This is a genomic window from Microbulbifer sp. SH-1, from assembly GCF_011326135.1.
Taxonomy (GTDB): domain Bacteria; phylum Pseudomonadota; class Gammaproteobacteria; order Pseudomonadales; family Cellvibrionaceae; genus Microbulbifer; species Microbulbifer harenosus.
Window position 1 is genome coordinate 2,086,348 of record NZ_CP046948.1, and the last position, 20,241, is coordinate 2,106,588.

Below are 20,241 nucleotides of genomic sequence, written 5' to 3' on the forward strand. Positions count from 1 at the left end.
GGGGAAAAAATCTTCCTTATACAGGGGATCCCAGAGGAATTGACGGGGATGGGCTTACCCCCTAACGCCCTGGATTTACCCACAGCCCACCACGATCAGGTATCTGTGGCTAGGGTAATAATCCGTAAAATTTGTAGCTACTTTTTAGCAGGATTACGGAAGAACGAATACCGCCGAATCCACCTGGGTTTACGCCAGCGAATTTCCACGTCTGTACTTTGCATGGGAGTGAAATAACGACAACCGTCAAAGTAATAGTGGGTAACCTGACTGTGCCTTGTGCGCGCTTTATCTGGATGGCTACCGCCTCCGTGCAGCAGATTTGCATGCCAGATCAGAACCTGCCCCTTCTTCAGTATTCCACGCTGCGTCAGGAGCCCCTTCTGTTCCACCAGCGATTGTATATAACGCTCATACTCCGGATAGTGAGCATAGGATGGCGGCACTCCGACGTCCTGCATCGTAATTTCAGGCAATTTATGGCTACCGGGATAATAGGTAAGAGCGCCATTACTCTCATCCACGTCCTCCAACGCTACCCAGGCTCCGGCCATAAAACCTGAGGGTTTACTGTTGAAATGAATGGTATCCGAATGGGTTTTCTGCTCGGTTCCGACCGGAAAGTTCAAGGTTTGAAATGGACGCGGCTTGCGCCCAAACAATTGCCGCAAAGATGTCAGAACCCGCTTGTCCAATGCGATTGCACGCACTCCGGCATCAAAGCGCCAAGCATCCTGAACTCGAGTGCCATGCGGATACTGACCCGCGGCGCAGGAATGATCGTAGAGCCGTTCAACACCAGAGATCACACGGTCCAGGAGATCATCCTTGAACTTAAAGTTCAGGATAAGATACCCCTCTCGATGGAACTCGGCAATCTGTTGTTCGTTAAGTATCACTCGAACACTCCATGTTCTTCACACCGTTCAGCAACCAGAAAACTAGCCCAACATTAGCCAAGAAGATTCAATGCCGGGCAGAGCGGCTTACGCCAGGGAAAAATCTTCGTAAATCAACGTAAGATTCGGGTTATACGCAGGGTCTGAATCCAATTGTGTGCCCCAACGTTTACGCATGTAATCCGTCTCGCGCTGCGCGCGGCGGCGTTTGGCCGCCGTGTCATCAGCGCCCCGGGATACCGATTCGTGGTGATACAACTCTGCGTAGGGCGTCCATAGATTACGGTAACCCGCCTCGCGTACTTTCAGGCAGAGATCGACGTCGTTGTAAGCTACAGCGAGATGTTCTTCATTCAAGCCACCGACCTGCTCAAACACCGACTTGCGCAATAAAAGGCAGGCACCGGTGACCGCCGATAAATTCTGCGTTAAATGCAGCCGAGAAAAATACCCATACTCATGCCGCAGGAAATACTTATGCGCATGCCCGGCGACACCACCTATACCCAGAATTACCCCGCCGTGCTGGATCGTGTCATTGGGGTAGTAGAGCTTTGCTCCTACGCAACCAATTACCGGACGGCAGACCTGGCCGACCATTTCGCAAAGCCAGTCACTATTAATCGGTTCGATATCGTTATTAATCAGCCCAAGGATCTCACCCTTGGCTATACCGGCGCCGAAATTATTGATGGCGGAGTAATTGAATGGATGCTCCCAACGGTGAACTGTCACACGAGGATCAGCGCTCACCTCCGCTAAATACGCCAATGTCGCGGGACATTTGCTCTGATTATCCAGAATGAGCAGCTCGAAATTCGGATACTCTGTACGTGTCAGTATGGCATCAATACACGGCTTCAAAATTTCATAGCCATCTCTGGTAGGAACCAGCAGACTAACTAGCGGTATCGGTTCGGGAATCGACCAGCGTACTTTGTACGTGTTTGGCGCGACACCCGGTGCTGCTTGTGCGGGCAGAGCCTCACGCTCAAGGTAATCAGCAACGGCCCGCAATCCGGACTGTGCAGCATAGGTCTTATTCGAACCGGCAAGTGCTGTAGATCCCTCTACCGCACGCCAGTGATACAAAATTTCCGGAATATGGACAACATTACGTTCATTCAAATGCGGTAAACAGCGCAGTAGCAAGTCGTGATCCTGGCTGCCCTCTGTACCGGGCCTAAAGGTACCGACCTGTTTAAACAAATCTGTGCGAAGCACAGCGAGATGACAGACATAGTTCTGCGACAACAGCAGATCAGGATTCCATGCCGGTTTGAAATGGGGTTCAAAGCGTTGTCCGCACGCGTCCATCTTGTCTTCATCGCCGTAAATCAAAAGAGCTTGCGGATTCTCAATGATCGCGCGGCGGACACGTTCAAGGGCATGTGGGGCCAAAGTATCGTCTTGATCAAGACAAGTAACAAACTCCCCCTGTGCAAATTCCATGGCACTGTTGCTCGCCAGTGCAATATGCCCATTTGTTTCACGGAACGTCACCTGTATACGAGAATCCCTGGCCTGATATTCCAACAGGCACTCGTGCACCGCAGGATCCGTTGACGCATCGTCGGCAATGCAGAGCTGCCAGTATGGGTAGTGCTGCACCAGAACGGATTCAATACAGGCGCGAAGTAGCGAAATGTCCGCATTGTAAGTAGGTAATAAAATGGAGATCAGCGGTCCATCTTCTTCAGACACCGCTGTGACGCAAGGCGCAGACGCGAGAAGATCACTCTCATTTTTTTCGATCCAGCGCTGATAGTCGCGATCATGCTTCCTGCGAATGAACGTCTCACCGTAACGATCTAACGCAAACTGGTGCCAACTCTGGCTATAGTCTTCAGCTGCGGTCTTAATACGGTTGAGTACTTCCGCTTTGCTCAGGCCACGAAACATTGGATGCATACTGGAAAGCCGCCGGGCCAACCGATCGCGAGCAAACCAGGGAACAAGACGCACCAAGCGAAAGTGATCTACAGAAAACCTGCCGGGTGACTCCATCGGGCAAAGTCCAAGAGCACTTACACGGCCAGGAAAATACAGAATGCGTTTGGCGATCCGCCCATTGCGGAGCGGAAGAGAAATTCTCCCCGCCCCAGCAAGATCAGCACTTGTATCAAGCAGTAACGCCGCATCCACGCCACTCTTATCAGTGGTAAGTTGAAGCTCCAACATGTACCAACCGGAACGGAAGCCATCGTTGCGCACTGAAAACAAAGGGTATTCACTGAGCGAGCGCCAGCACTGCTCTCCAGCGGCGTGATTCTCCAGTTCGACGTCGGCCACAGGCTTGAGGCACGAAATAAGCTCCAACCGGAACAGGGATTTTAAAAGGTTAACCACAACACCCTTCATTTATGATCGTTATATTTTGAGGGATTACGCCGCCGCCTGAACAATCCAGGGCGATTGCACCAACGGTTGCCCGGTGGCTGCGACCACACACTCTACCTCATCACCGGCCTTCAGACTGGAAATATCAACAGAGAAGCCCACGTAGCCGCCACGTCCGATACCAATCGTTCGCAGTCCCGGACGCTCCTGATTAGCCATAGCCTCAGCGATTACCATTCCATTGACTCGGGCTATTATACATACAGGCTCATCGCTCGATTCAGACAACGCCCAACCGAAAAGACGCCCCTTATCCGAGTGCATAAGCGTGCCGGAAACATACCCTTGCTGCCTTTCCGCTAAGCGCTGCCTCCAATCAAACTGGGATGAAATAGCATCATACAATGCAATATCTTCAGCATTCAGATGACGCAACTCCTGTTCCTGAGCCGCGGGGATTTCATAGCGCTCTGCCAAACCGGCACGTCCCAGGTTTTCCCTGAGATTCGGGATATCCAGCTTGTACTTTCGACGCAGAAGTTGCAGGGACTCATCGTACCTCTCGGTAAGACCGATAAAGCCGAGGCTGGCCCATTGCTGCTGACCCAGTATACGTTGTTGACGATTGATGTTGTGCGGAGCTCGGTAAAAATCTTCGAACGATTTTTCGTACCCGTAGTTTCTCACCATATGCTTGTATTCAGAAACGAGACGTTGCAGCGGCTCGCGCACAAACGTGATCATCCGGCAGGTACCAAACAATGGCGAATAAGCGGATGCGTGAAAGTGGCCCGTGAGCAACCGGTAACCACTCCGCTCAAATGCTTTTTTAAAGAGCCATTTATCCTGAGCTTCAATTACCCACTGCTTTACGATGTGACTGGTTTCCGGGGATTTCGGGCCATAATCACGACACACATTCGTCCGACCAAAGAAAGAATCCGCCGCAAGCCGGAAACTGGTACCGGCGGTTTTTGGAATATGGACAAAAATATAAGGCTTCAAAACTTCAACAACCTTATCAAATAATTTTTAGTGTTAAAATTGCATTAATACACAGAAAAAATTTTAGCGAATATTAATTTTTTTCTACCCCCCCATAAGCCAACATTTCCAACTCTTTCCATTTTGGACAATGCTCGTACAATTTAGGCATACCAAGCTTCATCTCAGTCAAAAAATCGTCTGGAATTGAATTGTATGATTTATTATCCCTAGAACACAAAACATCATCAGGGATTACATCAACATCCATATAGCTCCCAAATACTCTTCTGAAATCTTCAGCAAAATTCTCAATCCGTATAAAGCTTATTTTTTCCGCTCTATCCTTTACGCCTGAAAAATATTTTTCCACATAATAGTCTGCATGATTCAAATAACCATTTGATTCAAAAAAGCGCCCAGTAAGGAGGTTACTATAATCATGCGGAATGCTCGGAGAGCGTTTCTTCTCATAATTATATCTACTAACCAGCCATGTTCTTAACCTGCGAACACAGATAACCACTTCTCTATCACCTACAGAGAAACTTGAATCTCTCCTTTCTCTATCAAATATTGCATCATGCCAAAATGAGTTAGAGTCATCTCCATCAATAGAGTCCTGGAAAATATCTTTTCTATCTGAAAAGTACTCACTGAAAATTTTTTCAACTTTTGTACCTGCATTTTTCGGAAAATGCAGCCAAACAAATTTATCACTGTATATCATACGAACCCAGAAATCTAAAAAGTAAACTTAACAAATAAAATCAATCTGAAACAAAAAATGGCAGCCTACTATACCGCCGAAAACCATACGCATCATAAAGATATCGTAGACTCAAAACCATTAGACGTATAAAATTTCAAAATTCTCTTTAAATTAAGAGCACTTCTTCTCTGGAATTTTACAAAATCAAAAGTCTTAACGAATCCATCAATATCGTAAAGCATAGATATTTCAAAATCTTCAATTGAAATAGACGGCATACACATTTGCTCCGCTAGCTCAGCCGTCCTCTTATCATGAGCAATTAGCATAGCTGGCGTCCCCCCCAAAGTTGCCGCTATAGCCCCATGAATTCTTGTACCAATATAAACATCATCCTTCTTTGAATCAGAAATCCAATGCTCCAAATCTTTATGGTACTTTCCTTTTAAAAGTATTTCTTTCCTAAGATTAGAAAAATTATTCACACCATAATATGCGCATGCAAGATCTCGCCCCTGCTCAGGCTCCTCTCGTGCAAGAATTGATATTTCAAAAGCTTCAGACTGGTAATAAATCGATGAAGCTTCACGGATAGCGAACTGATAAAGCTGTCGTTGTTTGTCTATTGATCGCCCACTACTCACTCCAGGAAGCACATATCTAGTCGGTCCAATACCTACATTTGAGATGCCTTCGGAATAATCGACTTCTCTAATATTCGCTACCGCTCCATAATAAAAAGCAGAAGGGCAACCTAAGACCTCAACATTATTTACTCCAAGTTTTCGAACAACTTCAGCCGTAAACTCTCCACGAACCCCAAAACTATGGCATCGCTCACTTACCACTTTAAGGAGCTTCTTAGTTCCTTTGGGGATAGATTTAACCTCTTTGATTGAAGACAACTGAGCGCCAAGCCCAATAGCAGAGCAAGGAAGCTGTGTAGCATCTAAAACATCAGCCAATTTTTGCCAATCTTGTGACAAGTTAATCCAATTTGCTGCTGGAATTATTATTGAATCAAAGCTTTCCCTAGCCACAACAGGATCAAAGGAAAAACCTAAATATTTACACCCTCTAATCTGTTTGTATACCGCATTTGTAAACAACATATTCCCAAAATTGTTTCCACTTGCCTTTAAAGCATCAGTGCCGTGACTTCTTGCAAGACCCTCTAAATTAATACCAACTACACCTACTCGCTTGTACATCCGCCCCCCTATCAAAATTAAGCCTTGTAATAATAAACCACTAACTATTTAAGCTAAATTCAAGTGAATTTTTACATCTTTCAAATGCAACTTGGCTCTTTTTTTAATGCTGCTATTTACTTCCACCCTAGACGCTACATCTTGTTGAACTGAAAAAATTTCAGCGAAATGTTTCTCAGCTTTCAGAGAATGGGTAACACTACCTTGATGCCGGCGGTGAGTATTCAAACTTTTTGAACAGAATTTGATCTGCGCATTCTCTTTTGCCAGCAGCTCAGAATACAAGAACCAATCTCCCGCCACCGAGTATTCATAAAGATCGTCACCTATTCCATCTAGGGCGTCACACAAACTATCAGTTTTGAAGATCACGCCACTAACGTTCATGATGACATTCTTGACCGCCAGGAACTCCGCCAAGAAGTTTCTGCCAGGCATACTGAAGCTGTGGGTGAATGCCGATTCACCGAACTCTTTGAAATAGTAATTGTAACTTTCCGCCAGTAGTGCTCCATTCTGGTCGACTTGTCTGGAGTCAGAGTACGCCAGATCGAAATCATCCCCACTGACTAATTCGCTAATAAAATCTGGCGATGCCAGATCATCCGCTTCGGCGATCCACAGAAGCTCGCCTTTGGCCAACCTCGCACCCTTGTCCCACTGCCGAAACACAGAGCCTGAGTTTTTATCATTAACGATCAGCTCAATTTTTCTCTGGTGGACGTCTGCGGTGGCTTCGATCACTGACACACTGTCATCGCTGGACTTGTCGTCCAGGACGATCACCTCATAGACGGGATAGTTCTGGGCGAAGATAGTCTCAAGGCGGGGACCTATATGGTTCTCATAGTTATAGTTGGGAACCACCACCGAAACCCTGCGCAGTTCCGGCATCAGCATTTCGACGAGACCAAAGACGTAGTCTTTCCAGTCGAATGTACCCATTGCCCACGCACGACGCGTGGTGCGACGCGCTTCACTGTCATTGGCGATTTGTTGTTCTATGGCACTGACCAACGCATCAACGTCCCCCATTGGCACCACTGCACCATTGGTTTCATCGCTTAGTAGTTCCACAAAGCCACCGCCGTTTTGGAACCCCACCACCGGAGTGCCAAGAGCCAGGGACTCCAGTACTACGGACGGGAAAGGGTCCTCCCGGGATGTCATGGCAAAGACATCCGCACCCTGCAGGTAGAGGGAGATCTCGTTGGTGAAGGGGACAATGTGAAGGTGCGCTTCCAGATCACTGCCCGCAATATCCCGGAGTATCCAATTCTTGAGTCCGGGTTCAACGTTACCCAACCAGACAAAGTGATAATCGGTGCTTTTTGCCAGTGCAGCCCGCGCGGCATTGACAAAAAGATCAAACCCTTTGCGCAAGTCGGCAAAACCGGCATTGACCACAATTTTAGCGCTGGCCGGCAGATTCAGCTTTTTGCGCAGAGATTTGCGGCTGTTGCTGTCGGGTTGAAGCTTCTGATAGATGCCCTGGGGCTTAACCACCGCTTTGTCGCCAATTGAACCTACCACACGCTCGAAAGAATCCCTGACGAAGGACGACGCAAAAACGACTGAAGTTGCGTTATCTGCAATCGCCTTAGCCCGGTCTTCGAGCGCGTACTCTTTGATCAGAGTTTCCAGTTCGTGAACCAAGGAAATTACTTTCAAGCCGCTTTCTGCCAACACTTCGGTACAGTGGCCAGTAACGGTTGTGTTGCAGATCGCGTGGGCGACACTACTGCGTCCGGTGATTTCTTTGACAATATCCCGGAATATGGCGATGTCACCGTGAGCTACATGGGTTTTACCGATCTTCTGGTAATCCTCGACCAACGGGCCGCCATCAAGCAGTACCAGCTCAACATCAATGCCAAAATCCTGAACCAGGGTTTTGAAAATGTTGAGTGTCAGCAGCTGCGCACCGTGTTTGTAGGCATCATGGCCCACCAGTACGAGTTTGGTTTTGCCCTCCTGGCGGGTCAGTCCGTGAACGGCTCGGTAGGTAGCATTAAGATAGGCGCTACCCCAGTAGACATCAGGTTCCAGGTGTGCGCCTTCCGCCCACTCGTTCCAGGCATTGATTACAACAAAGGACTCATCACCGGTAATCGGGTTCGCCTCGGCATATTTCACCATACTCGCCAGCCAGCGCTCATATTTCTCTGGCGTGGAATCAATAAAACCCATACCACGGCCTGGCTTTCTAGCCTCATTATCCCAACTGGGTGTAACCGCGCGGATCAAGTCAAAATTCGGCTTCTCCACCTCCAAGCTGCGCTCAACCAGTTCATCATACAGCGGGTAGTGGCCGGTAAATCCAGGGTCCACCAGGCCGAGTTCTTGTGCCTTGGAGTCAAGCCCCTGAGCCAGTTTGTGCGGCGGGAATTCAACGGCGCCGTCCATGCCGAATACACTGGGGTCGTTATCGCCGAAGGCCTGCGCCATGAAAAACAACGGCGTTTCACCAAGCAGCTCAACAGACAGCTTACGCCATTTCTCGATTCTGTTTACCGCATCCGGGATGATTCCTGGACGGTAGATAAAGAACAACGGGCGGCCATCAACCCGGATATAGCGGGGATCGGCAAAATGCCTTCCGAGATCCCGGATAAATGCCTCGTCGTCCTCGTCGCGGTAATCCTGTGCAATAAGAATATTGTTCTCGAGACCATCCCAGGTTCTGGTCCAGTTTTCATTGGCCCAGAGGATACAGAATGGCAGTTCGATATCCGGGTTTTCCATCAGCATGTTAACGGGACTGTCCATCAGGCGCTTGCCATTGAACCAGTAGTGATAGAAGCAAAACCCGTGTAAACCGGCCGCCAGTGCCATCTCAGCCTGAGCTTGGAGCGTGTCTTTCAAACGAAGATCGTAGTAGCCAAGGTCGCGGGGCAGGTGCGGCTGGTAGTGCCCTTTAAATCTTGGCAGGCCCCGGGTTACGTTGGTCCACTCCGTAAAACCTTCCCCCCACCACTCGCTGTTCTCTTTGAAGGGGTGGAATTGGGGCAGGTAATAGGCAAGCGCCTTTACTTTGGCGGCCTTTCGGGACCTGCTTTTATATTGGAAATCCTCATAGCCCTCGCCGGGGCCCCGGTAGCGAACGATTTCAGTCAAAAGATCCAGACTTCCATCCTGGGCCGGTGCTGCGCTGTGCAAAGGCCTTATGGGTAATCCCTTTGCCTTACCAACGGTCAGGTAATGCCAGAAAGGATTTTCCGACAGACTATTTTCCGCTTTATATTTCGAGATATCGAAGAGTTGCGATGGATTCCGTCCTTCATTGATCCCCTGAAAAAGGAAGTGGAAGTACGGGTCCATGCCAGACTCTTCAACATCCGGGTTCGCACTCAGGTAATACTGTGTGTTGAACTCCGGAAGGGGACTCAACTTTTCGGCCGCTATGTGCCTGTAAAAATAGCTGAGGGCCAAACCTTCCATAGGCTCGGCAACTTGGCGGCGGACATACGCGATATCAACACAGGGAGATGGGTTACGGCCCTCCATTTCACCATGCAGAATATAGTGAATCAGCGGATTGAGCCCCGCCTGCTTCACATCGGAGTGGGTTTCGAGGTACCAATTTATATCAAACAAGTACGAAGGGTTCCGCCCTTCCCTGAACCCATGATAGTAGAAGTGGACCAACGGGCTCTCGCCACTCTCAGCCACATCTGGGTTACTTTCCTTGTACCAGTCCTCATTAAACAGGCCAGACTCGTGAATTAACAGTATGTTTTCGGAGTCAGATGATGCCTTCCCTTTACGTCCCAGTTTGAATAAATCTTTCATATTTCCTTACATTTAAAATCAATAACAGTTTGGATTGGGTTCGATTCGAAAAACTACTTCTGGTACTCACCACTGATGACAGATTGCCACCAGCTGTTATTGCTCAAGTACCAGCGCAGTGTTTTGCGAATACCTGTTTCGAAACTTTCCACAGGCTGATACCCAAGTTCATTGTTGGACTTGGCCGGATCAATAGCGTAGCGCCGATCGTGCCCCGCGCGATCAGTGACGTATGTGATGAGGTCCTGAGCCGCTCCCTGCTGGGTTTTTTGAGCATTGGGGAACTTTTCTTTCAGTGCAGGATCTTCCGCAAATTCGTTGTTCATCAGCTCACAAATCAACTGGACGATATCTATATTGGCCCACTCGTTGATGCCGCCAATGTTGTAGCACTCACCCAAGCGGCCTTTTTTGATTACCAAATCAATTCCACGCGCGTGATCTTCCACATACAACCAGTCACGGATCTGCTGGCCATCGCCATAAATTGGCAGTGGCTTGTCATGCAGGATATTCGTGATCACCAGGGGGATCAGTTTTTCCGGGAAGTGGTAAGGACCGTAGTTGTTGGAACAGTTGCTGGTGGTGACATTCAGGCCATAGGTGTGGTGGTAGGCGCGCACCAAGTGGTCGGATGCGGCCTTGCTGGCTGAGTATGGGCTGTTTGGTGCGTAGGGAGTGGTCTCGCTGAACGCGGGATCGTTGGGCCCGAGGGTGCCGTATACCTCGTCTGTGGAGACGTGGTGGAAGCGATGGTTTTCTTTATTGAGACCTTCATCCAGCCAGATTTTTTTGGCGGCTTTGAGCAGGTTGTGGGTGCCGATGATGTTGGTTTCAATAAAGGCATCCGGACCGGTGATGGAGCGGTCTACGTGGCTCTCTGCGGCAAAGTGCACCAGGGTGTCGATGCGGTGTTCTTTCAGCAGGGTTTCTACCAGGGCGGTATCACAGATATTGCCGTGGCAGAACACGAAGTTTGGGTTTTCTGCGACCGGGTCGAGATTGGCTTTGTTGCCGGCGTAGGTAAGTGCATCCAGCACGACGACCTTGTCTTGGGGGTAGGTTTTCATCCAATAGTGGACGAAGTTGGCGCCGATAAAGCCGGCGCCGCCGGTTACCAGTAGGTTGTTCATTGTTTTCGTTCCGTTGGTCTGGATTCCGGCCTGCGCCGGAATGACGATGCTTAGTAATTTTTTGCCTGGATTCCGGCCTGTGCCGGAATGACGGGGCTTAGTAATTTTTTCTCTGGACTCCGGCCTGCGCCGGAGTGACGGTGTTTGGTAAATTTTTGCCTGGATTCCGGTATTCGCCGGAATGACGCGTCTTATGTGCCAAGCGGGGGCTTGGTGTTGCCGGCGGTTGGGTTGTGGAGCCTGGGTTCGCCTGCAGGCAGGCTCCTACATGGGGTGCCGGGGCGTATTTTGTCTGGCTACTGTGTCAGGACTTTTCTTAGGACTTGGCGCCAGTGGGTTTGTTCGAGCCCTGTTTCCGTTACCAACCGGGTTTTGTCCAGCACGCTGTAGTGCGGGCGGGTGGCGGGAGTTGGGTAGTCGCTGGTGGCGATGGGCTTGATCTGTACCTGCTTTTCCTGTGGCAGCAATCCTGCGGCTTTGCCTTCTTCGAATATGGCGACGGCGAAGTCGTACCAGCTGGCGGCGCCGGCATCGGTGCAGTGGTAGATGCCTTTGGCTTCGGGATTTTTTGCCAGGGCAAACAGGGCCTGCGCCAGTGTGCCGGCCCAGGTGGGTGTGCCGATCTGGTCTGCCACTACGCCGAGTTGCTCGCGCTCGTTCATCAGGCGCAGCATGGTGTTTACGAAGTTGCCGCCTTCGCGGTCGTAGACCCAGGCGGTGCGTACGATGATGGCTTGCGGGAGGATGGCTTCTACCGCTTCTTCGCCGCGGGCTTTGCTCTCGCCATACACGCCCAGTGGTTGGCGTTGGTCTTGCGGTTGGTAAGGATGGGATTGTTTGCCGTTGAACACGAAGTCGGTGGAGACGTGGATCAAACGGATGCCCAGTTCTCGGCAGGCCAGCGCGAGGTTTTCCGGGCCTTGGGCGTTGATGGCGTTGGCCTGATCCGCGTCACTTTCCGCTTTATCTACGGCGGTGTAGGCGGCGGCGTTGATTACGGTATCAGGCTTTTCCTCTTTCAGTACTGCAAACACTTGCTCTTTGTCTGCGATATTCAAGGTTTCGCGGCCGTGGGCGATAACAATAATATCGGACGGAGCTTGCTTTTGTAGTTGCTGGCCCAGTTGGCCGTTTTTGCCGGTGATCAGGATTTTCATTTTTTCTGCGCTTGTGGGTTCGCCTGCAAGCAGGCTCCTACAGTTGTTTTCTGGATCCCGGATCGAGTCCGGGATGACGGTACGGTTGTTTTCTGGATCCCGGACCGGGTCCGGGATGACGACGAGGGTTAGGCGAAGACGGTGGCGTCTTTTAGTAATTTGCCTTCGGCGTCTTTGGCGGAGAGTTTTGGTTGCTCGCCGTTGACCAGGGGCCATTCAATACCGATTGCCGGGTCGTCCCAGCGCAGGGAGTGCTCGTGTTCTGGGGCGTAGTAGTCGGTGCACTTGTATACGAACTCGGCGTATTCGCTGGTGACGTAGAAGCCGTGGGCGAAGCCTTCCGGCACCCACAGTTGACGTTTATTGTCTTCGTTCAGCAGTACGCCCACCCACTGGCCAAAGGTGGGGGAGCTTTTGCGTAGGTCTACGGCTACATCGAACACTTCGCCGGCGGTAACGCGCACGAGTTTGCCCTGGGTGTTCTGGGTCTGGTAGTGGAGGCCGCGCAGGATTCCCTGGCTGGACTTGCTGTGGTTGTCTTGCACGAAGGTGCGCTCGGCGCACTCGCGGTTGAAGAAGTCCTGACGGTAGGTTTCCAGGAAGAAGCCGCGTTCGTCGCCGAAGACTTTGGGTTCTAGAATTTTTACGTCGGGGATGTTTGTTTCTATTACGTTCATTGGCATTTCAACTTGGTGTTTCTGGTGCCCGGGGTTTGTTTGTTGGGCACGTCGCTTTGCTTTTTTGCGCAACCTACGGTTAGTTCGCCTGCAGGCAGGCTCCTACAGGCGGTGGTGGCGTCCGGGCTTAGCGGGTGAAGCGGTGGTCGGTTTTGGACTCGGCGAGTATCTGCATCAGGTATTCGCCGTAGCCGCTTTTCATTAGCGGTTGCGCCTGTTTTTCCAGTGCTTCTGCGTCGATAAAGCCTTTGCGGAAGGCGACTTCTTCCGGGCAGGCGATCTTCAGGCCCTGGCGGCGCTCGATGGTCTGTACAAATTGTGCTGCTTCCAGCAGGTTGTCGTGGGTACCGGTGTCGAGCCAGGCGGAGCCGCGGCCCATCAGTTCCACGTTGAGCAGTTCCCGCTCCAGGTACATGCGATTGAGATCGGTAATTTCCAGCTCGCCGCGGGGGCTCGGTTTGATCTCCCGCGCCAGGTCGCATACCTGGTTGTCGTAAAAGTACAAACCGGTAACGGCGTAGTTGGATTTTGGTTGCGCCGGCTTTTCTTCGATGCTGATGACCTTGCCGGTGCTGTCGAATTCCGCCACGCCGTATGCACGTGGGTCTGCCACGTGGTAACCGAAAACCGTTGCGCCCTCGGCGCGCTGATCTGCGCGCTTCAGTGTTTCGGTAAAGTGCTCGGCGTAGTAAATGTTATCGCCCAACACCAGCGCGCTGGGGTTGTTGCCCACATGTTCGCGGCCGATCAGGAATGCCTGCGCCAGGCCATCCGGCGAGGGCTGCACGGCATAGGAAAGATTGATACCCCACTGGCTGCCATCTTCCAGCAACTTCCGGAATAGCGGTTGCTCTTCCGGCGTGGTGATAATGAGGATATCGCGGATGCCCGCCATCATCAGTGTAGTGAGTGGGTAATAGACCATCGGCTTGTCGTACACCGCCATCAGCTGCTTGCTCACCCCTTTTGTGAGCGGGTACAGGCGGGTGCCGGAGCCACCGGCAAGAATTATTCCCTTTCGTGACGCATTCCCTGTTTTCATTCACTCCCCCAATTACACTTTGCTTAAATTTGGCCTAACACTGCTCAGCAAGTTTGAGGCCAAGTTCACCTTTCGTGCGCACTTTGCCACATCAATTTTTACTGCGCTTATGAGCGGCCAGAATTTACCTGGCCGCGCGAATTTTCATTTTCAGAACGAGAGCACTGCCGCCGTTCCCACCGCAATACGGTAGAGAATTTCCGTTACGTCTTTAGTGACCTGTAACTCACTTGCCTGAATTTTTGGCATCACCATGATCTCATCGCCCGGGCGAAGGATGCCTTTCAGGCGGTTATCAAATTTGCTTTCCTTGATACGGCTGATGGTGCCGTCCAGGTGCAATACCACCAGCTCATCGGTATCGGCATTGTTGGAAAAACCACCCGCCAGCTCGATGTAATCTTCCAAGGTATTGCGCTCGTTAAAGACCAGCGACGTGGGGAATATCACCTCACCCACCACAGAGACGGTAGAGGCGCGCAGCGGCACTACCAGCTCGTCGCCATCCTCCAATAGCATGGCGCCGGCGTTAATATTGTTCGCCAGCACAACCTGCCCACGAGGCTTGGCATTGCGCGCCTTGGCGATGAAGTTCTGGATCATGGCCGCGGAATCTTTGATCGAGGCCTTATCGGAGGTGGTGGTCGGCTGCCGGGTAAGCGCCTCCATTTCCAGCGCATCCAGTGAGCGCTCCAGCGCGACCTTCTGTTTTTTTGCCACACTTTTGCGGTAAAGCTGAATCGCGAAAGGATCGGCGTTATCCCGGTAGCGCAGCTTGTCCAGCAGGTCCTGCAGGGTAGCGCCGTATGGCAGTACATAAGCCGCCGGCCCATCGACCTCACCGTTCACCCGGACCGAGATACTGCTGATGTCGCTGTCGCTGACCAGCTCAACGTGCGCACCTGGGTGCAACGGTGTGAGCAGGGCCTCCTGCAACGGCATATAGCTCGCCTGCTGTTCATCGTCGATGACCTGGGTAATGCGCGCATAGTTGGCCTGAGGATCAGGCTTTGCCACCATCAGCATTTCACCCAATTGCGTGGTAGGGCCTATAAATTCAATCTGCCCGGACTCCTGCACTGCCCCTTCAATACTGATAAAGCCCTGCCGCGGCCCCACCACAATGGAGTCGCCATTGCGCAGTTGCAGTGCCGGCATCCGCCCGTCAACCAAAAAGTTGTACAGGTTTATACGCTGGAGTTCTTCGCCCTGCCGCAAGACCTTGATGTCGATAAAACTGCCGCTCTCACGACTGATGCCGCCGGCACTGTCCAGGTAGTACAGAACGGAGTCGGATGAAAATCCGGGGTACAGCCCGGGACTTTTCACGTAACCGGTAACGAACACTTTTACCGGCTGGCTGGCTTCGAGATTGGCGTAGGCCTGTACATTATTCTTGAACACACGCTTTACATGGCGCAGTACAAAGTTATTCAGCTCGCCGTTATCGACGCCCGCCACGTGGACCGGCCCTACCTCCGGGATAAAAATATTGCCCTGCGCGTCTACTGTAAGCACGGCGTTAAAGCTGTAGGCCCCCCACAGTTGCAGCGCAATCTGGTCGCCAACGGTTACGCGGTAGCCGCCGTTAAATCCGCGGAACGGTTGATCCTTGAAAGCACCCTTGAACAGAGACTCACCAAACGCCGGCAGATGATCGCCAGCCTTCACCTGTTGACGTTCTTTATCCAGCTGCTGGGTGTCCAGCGCCCAGGCCCCAGACGCCAGGCCCAAAAGAACAAGCAGACTGAAAATCCTGCCCTTGCGGAATGATTGTTTTGCCATAGCGGATGTCGATTTCAGGAGTTTCATTTTTTTCATGTTTACTGTGCTCACACGCGATGATCGCGGATGCTGGCTACCAGCATTCTGCCAATGCCATAGAGCAGTAGCAGGATCACAGCCAGGCTCGCCAGGTTATACAGCTTGTGCGGGTATTCCGCCTCCTCCGCCACGGAGGGCTGACTGATGACCATCAGGTGCTTGAGCCGGCCCGAGGCCTCCATACGCGCGGTTTCGAGCGCCGTCAGGGACGCCTGGTACGCATCCATGGCAAACTGGAGATCCAGCTGTAGGTTCTGGAAGTGTGCATTGAGGCTATTGAGGCGCTCCTCCCCCCCTTCTTTGGAGACACCAACAAGGCGCACTTTCTCCGCCTCGATCTGTTGTTCGATGGAATTGATTTCCGCCTGCAGCGAGACAACCTGAGAGGAATCGGAGTGCAGGTAGGTTTTTGCCGCGGTGAGCTTAGCCCGCTGCTCCGCGAGCGTTGCTTCCAGCCCCTGGATGATGGCGCTGATGCCCTTGGTCAGCTCTTCGGGGCTGACCACGTTATTGCGGTTTTGGAAATCGAGAATGTTTTGCTTGCTGGTGCGCAGTTTTGCCTGTGCCAGCTCCATTTCACTGCGCACAAACGAGACCTGCTTGTCCGCGAGTTGGTTACTGATGGCGTTAACAAAATCTTCTGATTTGCGCACCACGGTATCCACCAATTGCCGCGCGAATTCCGGCTCGAACGCCTGCATCTCAATGGTGATGATGCCCTTGGTTTCGTCGTGACCAATAGCGATGTGACTGCGGTAGTACTCCAGATAGTCTTCTTGCGACGCATCGGCCGCCAGGCGAGAAAACACATCGTATTGATCGCTTTTGTAATACTCCGCTAGCTTCAATGTCTCATCTAGGTACAGCGCCATATCCAGCGACTGGATATAGTTCACCACGAGAAAAGCGTCCTGATTGTCTGAACCCATACCCGGCACCAGAAAACCGAGAGAGGACGACATACCCTGATTGCTGCTGTTGTCTTTCACAATCAGCTGGGTAGTGCTCACGTAGCGGTCTGACACCCAGAACAGGTAATAGGCGCTCACCGCGAGCAGTGGCAGCAGCACAAAAACGGTAGCGCCACTCAGGCGTTTTATCCACGCCGGTTTACGACCGTCACCAGCAGCCGTCAGTTTGCGCAAAATTGCGCGCGCTGTTCTGGCGGCTTTCTTCTGGCCAGCCTGCTCCACTTCAGTTGTTGTTTTCTCTACAGCTTCCATAATGCTTCTTTACTATGCACCCTATGCGCCCGCCAGCGGTTGCGCGGGGCTGTTTTGTGCCGGTTTGGGTAAACCCTGTTGATAGAGCCGGATCGCTTCATCCACAGTGTCGAAGATCTGCAGACCTGAAGGCCCCAGAAAAAGCCCCACATCACAATTTTTTTTCAGGAGCGGCATACTGTGGGCGACGATGATGAAATTAGCGGACTTGCGCTTTTCTTCGATCACCTGTTCACACTTGTGCTTGAAGTGCGCATCCCCCACGGACATGACTTCGTCTACCAGGTAGTAATCAAAATCCACAGCAATACTCAAGCCAAAGGCGAGCCTTGAGCGCATGCCCGAGGAATAGCTTTTTACCGGCGCGTCAAAATAGTCACCGATCTCGGCGAAATCCTGCACTCGGTCCAGTACCTTGCGTTTCGCACTGCCCCAGATACCGTGAAGACCGCAAACAAAAGCGGCATTCTCGCGCCCGGTCATGCTGCCCTGAAAACCGCCGGACAGCCCCATGGGCCAGGATATGCGCTGGTCGGTAATCACACGCCCGGAGTCCGGGTAGTCAATGCCGCCCATGATCCGCAGCAAGGTGGTCTTGCCCGCGCCATTGCGGCCGAGAATGCCGATGTTTTTTCCCTCGGGGAAAAAGGCGTTCACATCCCGAAACAGCACCTTGCGACCCGCCGGAGTGCGAAACGACTTGGTGAGATTACGCAACTCGATCATTGGCTGCGCACCAGGTCTCGCCATTGACTGCGGTACACCAGCAGCCCGAATGCCAGCATGACCAGCGAGCTCGTCGCCAGATAGGGTAAGTTCGCAAACATACCGTGGTAACTGGCAAACAGCCCCTCGCGGGTGAGTTCGATCATATGCAGCAGCGGATTCCAGGACAGGTAACCGTGATACTCCTGCGGCACCTGCTCCAGTGAGAAGAACACGCCAGAAATAAAATACAGCGGGCGCACAATCATCGGCGCAAACCTGGAAACTTCCGGATACTTGGTGCCCACCACGCACATGGTGAGACTGATGCCGAGGCAAAATCCGAAAAACAGGAGGTTGATTACCACCAGCAGCAGAAAGTCATTGAAGCGAGCAGTGATACCAAACCAGGCCAGAATGCCCAACAGCACAACCAAGCTAAACAGGTAGATGGCGAATTCCAGCAGTACACGGGAAAGCACAGCGTCGAAGGGACGCAACTGGCGGTAGTTGAACAGACCGCGATTGGACTCAACCGCGGCCACACCTTTATTGAAGCAGTTACTGAAAAAGATAAACGGCGCGATGCCGCCCAACATAAACAGCATGGTGGGGATGCCAGGGTAAAATTCCCGTCCCATAAAACTGAAGATGGCCGCCAGCACCATGATATGCATGGCGGGTTCCAGCAATACCCACGCATACCCGAGACGCCACTTGCCGAAGCGGGTCTTCATCTCGCGGATCAGCAGCGCGCGAATTACGTCGCGCTGGATCTGCCAGGGGCTGCGCTGGATACCTGGATACATGGGAATTTGTCTTGCTTTTATGGCTATGCCGGGTAGTTATTTCTGAAACCGGGCCCTGAGAAAAAAAATATTCCAAACCTGGGAGATCTATCCCAAAAATGCCGTCAACAAACGCAAAAAGCGCGACATGCATCCGCAAATGCGAGCGGGCAATTCTACTTGAATGAGCATCGAGAATCACCGGCAATGCCATTACATGTGATTACACGCGCTGTAATTCACGACAATTTTTTTGGCAGCAAACCAGAAACAAAAAAGCCGCATCCTCTCGGATGCGGCTTTTCGTATTTGGTGGAGCTAAGCGGGATCGAACCGCTGACCTCAACACTGCCAGTGTTGCGCTCTCCCAGCTGAGCTATAGCCCCAAATTTTGCTGCGCTTTCGTGTTGCGTTTCCCCCGAAAGCGAGGCGCATTTTAACAGCGAACCTCCGGGTGTCAACAAGAAAAAACAACTTTTTAATCAAATAGTTAGCACTCAAACTCTGGAGCCTAACCTGGAGTTCTGGTCACCACCGGGAAAGCCGCCTCCCGGCTGAACCAACCCCGCCGCTTCAGGCGGAAACAGTTTCCTTACTTGCGCGCGTAGACAGGAACTTTTTCAGCTCCCTGCCGATTTCTGCATGCTGCAGGCCGTATTCGAGCTGGGCCATCATGTAGCCCACCTTGTTGCCGCAATCGTGACTGCGGCCGACAATGCGGTAGGCCTCCACCGCTTGCTGCTTGAGCAGCTCGTCGATGGCGTCGGTCAGCTGGATTTCACCACCGGCACCGGGAGCGGTTTTTTCCAGCAGGCCCCAGATTTCTGCCGGCAACACATAGCGGCCGACCACGGCCATGTTTGAGGGAGCCACATCCACTGCGGGCTTTTCCACCATGCCGTCAATCTTGGCCACACCGCCAACCGACAGCTCCGCGCCCAGGCAATCCACCACGCCGTACTTGCTGACTTCCGCCCACTCCACCGGCTCCACCATGATCTGACCGGCTCTGGTGGCCTCGAAGTTGCGCACCATGGCCGCGAGGTTGGTGCTGGTCAGGTCCGCTGCGTATTCATCCACCAAGACATCGGGCAGCAATACCGCGAAGGGGTTGTCGCCCACTACCGGGCGCGCGCAGGCAATGGCGTGGCCGAGGCCCTTGGCCTCCGCTTGGCGCACGGAAATAATCGTTACATCCTTGGGGATGATGGCCCGCACTTCGTCCAGCAGCTGGCGCTTGAGGCGGTTTTCCAGCTGGGCTTCCAGCTCGAAGGAGGTGTCGAAATGGTTGGTGATGGCGTTTTTACTGGCGTGGGTAACCAGCACGATTTCCTTAATGCCGGCCTTGACTGCTTCGTTGACCACGTACTGGATCAGCGGCTTGTCGACAATCGGCAGCATCTCCTTGGGGATGGCCTTGGTGGCCGGCAGCATGCGTGTACCCAGCCCCGCCACGGGGATGACTGCTTTCTTTACGGTCGTCATATTTTTTCCTTATTTCCTTTTTCGTTACTTCCGGGTTAATCCGTTAATCCAAACTGCGCCGAATTCTACATGCGAATTGTGACAAATGTCACACAGGAGCAGGTGACTGCCTGATTCGGCTGGCGGCTTTGTTTTTTGTACAGACAATTGTTCAAGATTTCTACAGCAAAATAAGTGCCAGCCGAGAGTGATGTGGGACGGCATCGGTCTGTAGGAGCTTGCTTGCAAGCGAACTTTCCGGAGTTCGGTGTTCGCCTGCAAGCAGGCTC

The 20,241-nt window shown here is 52.0% G+C and carries 15 protein-coding genes and 1 tRNA gene; all 16 read right to left on the reverse strand.

Annotated features, from left to right (window positions below):
- Positions 1-137: 137 nt before the first annotated feature.
- The 16 genes from GNX18_RS08935 to galU all read right to left on the reverse strand — a co-directional run bounded on the left by GNX18_RS08935 (position 138) and on the right by galU (position 19,972).
- Complete coding sequence (locus tag GNX18_RS08935; protein ID WP_166217207.1) at positions 138-899, reverse strand: phytanoyl-CoA dioxygenase family protein; 762 nt, start codon at positions 897-899, stop codon at positions 138-140.
- 87 nt (positions 900-986) lie between these two features.
- A complete protein-coding gene (locus GNX18_RS08940) occupies positions 987-3,260 on the reverse strand; it encodes a glycosyltransferase family 2 protein (protein ID WP_166217210.1) in 2,274 nt (757 codons plus the stop codon).
- Positions 3,261-3,284: 24 nt separating this feature from the next.
- Positions 3,285-4,244, reverse strand: a complete 960-nt coding sequence (locus GNX18_RS08945; protein ID WP_166217213.1) for a sulfotransferase family 2 domain-containing protein — start codon at positions 4,242-4,244, stop codon at positions 3,285-3,287.
- 73 nt (positions 4,245-4,317) lie between these two features.
- Positions 4,318-4,953: a hypothetical protein gene (locus tag GNX18_RS08950; RefSeq protein ID WP_166217216.1), complete on the reverse strand. Its 636-nt coding sequence runs from the start codon at positions 4,951-4,953 to the stop codon at positions 4,318-4,320.
- A gap of 92 nt (positions 4,954-5,045) precedes the next feature.
- Positions 5,046-6,146, reverse strand: coding sequence for a polysaccharide pyruvyl transferase family protein (locus GNX18_RS08955; RefSeq protein WP_166217219.1), 1,101 nt, complete (start codon positions 6,144-6,146; stop codon positions 5,046-5,048).
- Positions 6,147-6,194: 48 nt separating this feature from the next.
- On the reverse strand, positions 6,195-9,938 hold the full coding sequence (locus tag GNX18_RS08960) for a glycoside hydrolase family 99-like domain-containing protein (RefSeq protein WP_166217222.1): 3,744 nt from the start codon (positions 9,936-9,938) through the stop codon (positions 6,195-6,197).
- 53 nt (positions 9,939-9,991) lie between these two features.
- The gene (rfbB, locus tag GNX18_RS08965) at positions 9,992-11,071 is read right to left on the reverse strand and encodes a dTDP-glucose 4,6-dehydratase (RefSeq protein ID WP_166217225.1); all 1,080 of its coding nucleotides are present in this window, start codon (positions 11,069-11,071) and stop codon (positions 9,992-9,994) included.
- A gap of 296 nt (positions 11,072-11,367) precedes the next feature.
- Entirely contained in the window at positions 11,368-12,228 is an 861-nt protein-coding gene (rfbD, locus tag GNX18_RS08970) for a dTDP-4-dehydrorhamnose reductase (RefSeq protein ID WP_166217228.1), read from the reverse strand.
- 128 nt (positions 12,229-12,356) lie between these two features.
- The gene (rfbC, locus tag GNX18_RS08975) at positions 12,357-12,905 is read right to left on the reverse strand and encodes a dTDP-4-dehydrorhamnose 3,5-epimerase (RefSeq protein ID WP_166217231.1); all 549 of its coding nucleotides are present in this window, start codon (positions 12,903-12,905) and stop codon (positions 12,357-12,359) included.
- Positions 12,906-13,032: 127 nt separating this feature from the next.
- On the reverse strand, positions 13,033-13,947 hold the full coding sequence (gene rfbA, locus GNX18_RS08980) for a glucose-1-phosphate thymidylyltransferase RfbA (RefSeq protein WP_166217234.1): 915 nt from the start codon (positions 13,945-13,947) through the stop codon (positions 13,033-13,035).
- A gap of 150 nt (positions 13,948-14,097) precedes the next feature.
- Positions 14,098-15,732, reverse strand: a complete 1,635-nt coding sequence (locus GNX18_RS08985; protein WP_166217237.1) for an SLBB domain-containing protein — start codon at positions 15,730-15,732, stop codon at positions 14,098-14,100.
- Positions 15,733-15,779: 47 nt separating this feature from the next.
- Positions 15,780-16,994, reverse strand: coding sequence for a hypothetical protein (locus GNX18_RS08990; protein WP_166217240.1), 1,215 nt, complete (start codon positions 16,992-16,994; stop codon positions 15,780-15,782).
- Positions 16,995-17,015: 21 nt separating this feature from the next.
- Positions 17,016-17,720, reverse strand: coding sequence for an ABC transporter ATP-binding protein (locus GNX18_RS08995; protein ID WP_166217243.1), 705 nt, complete (start codon positions 17,718-17,720; stop codon positions 17,016-17,018).
- Positions 17,717-18,508: an ABC transporter permease gene (locus GNX18_RS09000; RefSeq protein WP_166217246.1), complete on the reverse strand. Its 792-nt coding sequence runs from the start codon at positions 18,506-18,508 to the stop codon at positions 17,717-17,719. The genes GNX18_RS08995 and GNX18_RS09000 overlap by 4 nt, the downstream gene beginning before the upstream one ends.
- Positions 18,509-18,797: 289 nt before the next feature.
- A tRNA-Ala gene (locus tag GNX18_RS09005) sits at positions 18,798-18,873 on the reverse strand.
- A 187-nt stretch (positions 18,874-19,060) separates the two neighbouring features.
- Entirely contained in the window at positions 19,061-19,972 is a 912-nt protein-coding gene (gene galU / locus GNX18_RS09010) for a UTP--glucose-1-phosphate uridylyltransferase GalU (protein ID WP_166217249.1), read from the reverse strand.
- Positions 19,973-20,241: the final 269 nt, after the last annotated feature.

Bases quoted from the DNA above. Each gene is read 5' to 3' on its own strand.
- rfbB (WP_166217225.1), bottom strand. From the start codon at position 11,071: ATGAACAACCTACTGGTAACCGGCGGCGCCGGCTTTATCGGCGCCAAC.
- galU (WP_166217249.1), bottom strand. From the start codon at position 19,972: ATGACGACCGTAAAGAAAGCAGTCATCCCCGTGGCGGGGCTGGGTACA.
- GNX18_RS08960 (WP_166217222.1), bottom strand. From the start codon at position 9,938: ATGAAAGATTTATTCAAACTGGGACGTAAAGGGAAGGCATCATCTGAC.
- GNX18_RS08995 (WP_166217243.1), bottom strand. From the start codon at position 17,720: ATGATCGAGTTGCGTAATCTCACCAAGTCGTTTCGCACTCCGGCGGGT.
- rfbD (WP_166217228.1), bottom strand. From the start codon at position 12,228: ATGAAAATCCTGATCACCGGCAAAAACGGCCAACTGGGCCAGCAACTA.
- GNX18_RS08985 (WP_166217237.1), bottom strand. From the start codon at position 15,732: ATGGCAAAACAATCATTCCGCAAGGGCAGGATTTTCAGTCTGCTTGTT.
- GNX18_RS08940 (WP_166217210.1), bottom strand. From the start codon at position 3,260: ATGAAGGGTGTTGTGGTTAACCTTTTAAAATCCCTGTTCCGGTTGGAG.
- GNX18_RS08955 (WP_166217219.1), bottom strand. From the start codon at position 6,146: ATGTACAAGCGAGTAGGTGTAGTTGGTATTAATTTAGAGGGTCTTGCA.
- rfbA (WP_166217234.1), bottom strand. From the start codon at position 13,947: ATGAAAACAGGGAATGCGTCACGAAAGGGAATAATTCTTGCCGGTGGC.
- GNX18_RS08990 (WP_166217240.1), bottom strand. From the start codon at position 16,994: ATGGAAGCTGTAGAGAAAACAACAACTGAAGTGGAGCAGGCTGGCCAG.
- GNX18_RS09000 (WP_166217246.1), bottom strand. From the start codon at position 18,508: ATGTATCCAGGTATCCAGCGCAGCCCCTGGCAGATCCAGCGCGACGTA.
- rfbC (WP_166217231.1), bottom strand. From the start codon at position 12,905: ATGAACGTAATAGAAACAAACATCCCCGACGTAAAAATTCTAGAACCC.
- GNX18_RS08950 (WP_166217216.1), bottom strand. From the start codon at position 4,953: ATGATATACAGTGATAAATTTGTTTGGCTGCATTTTCCGAAAAATGCA.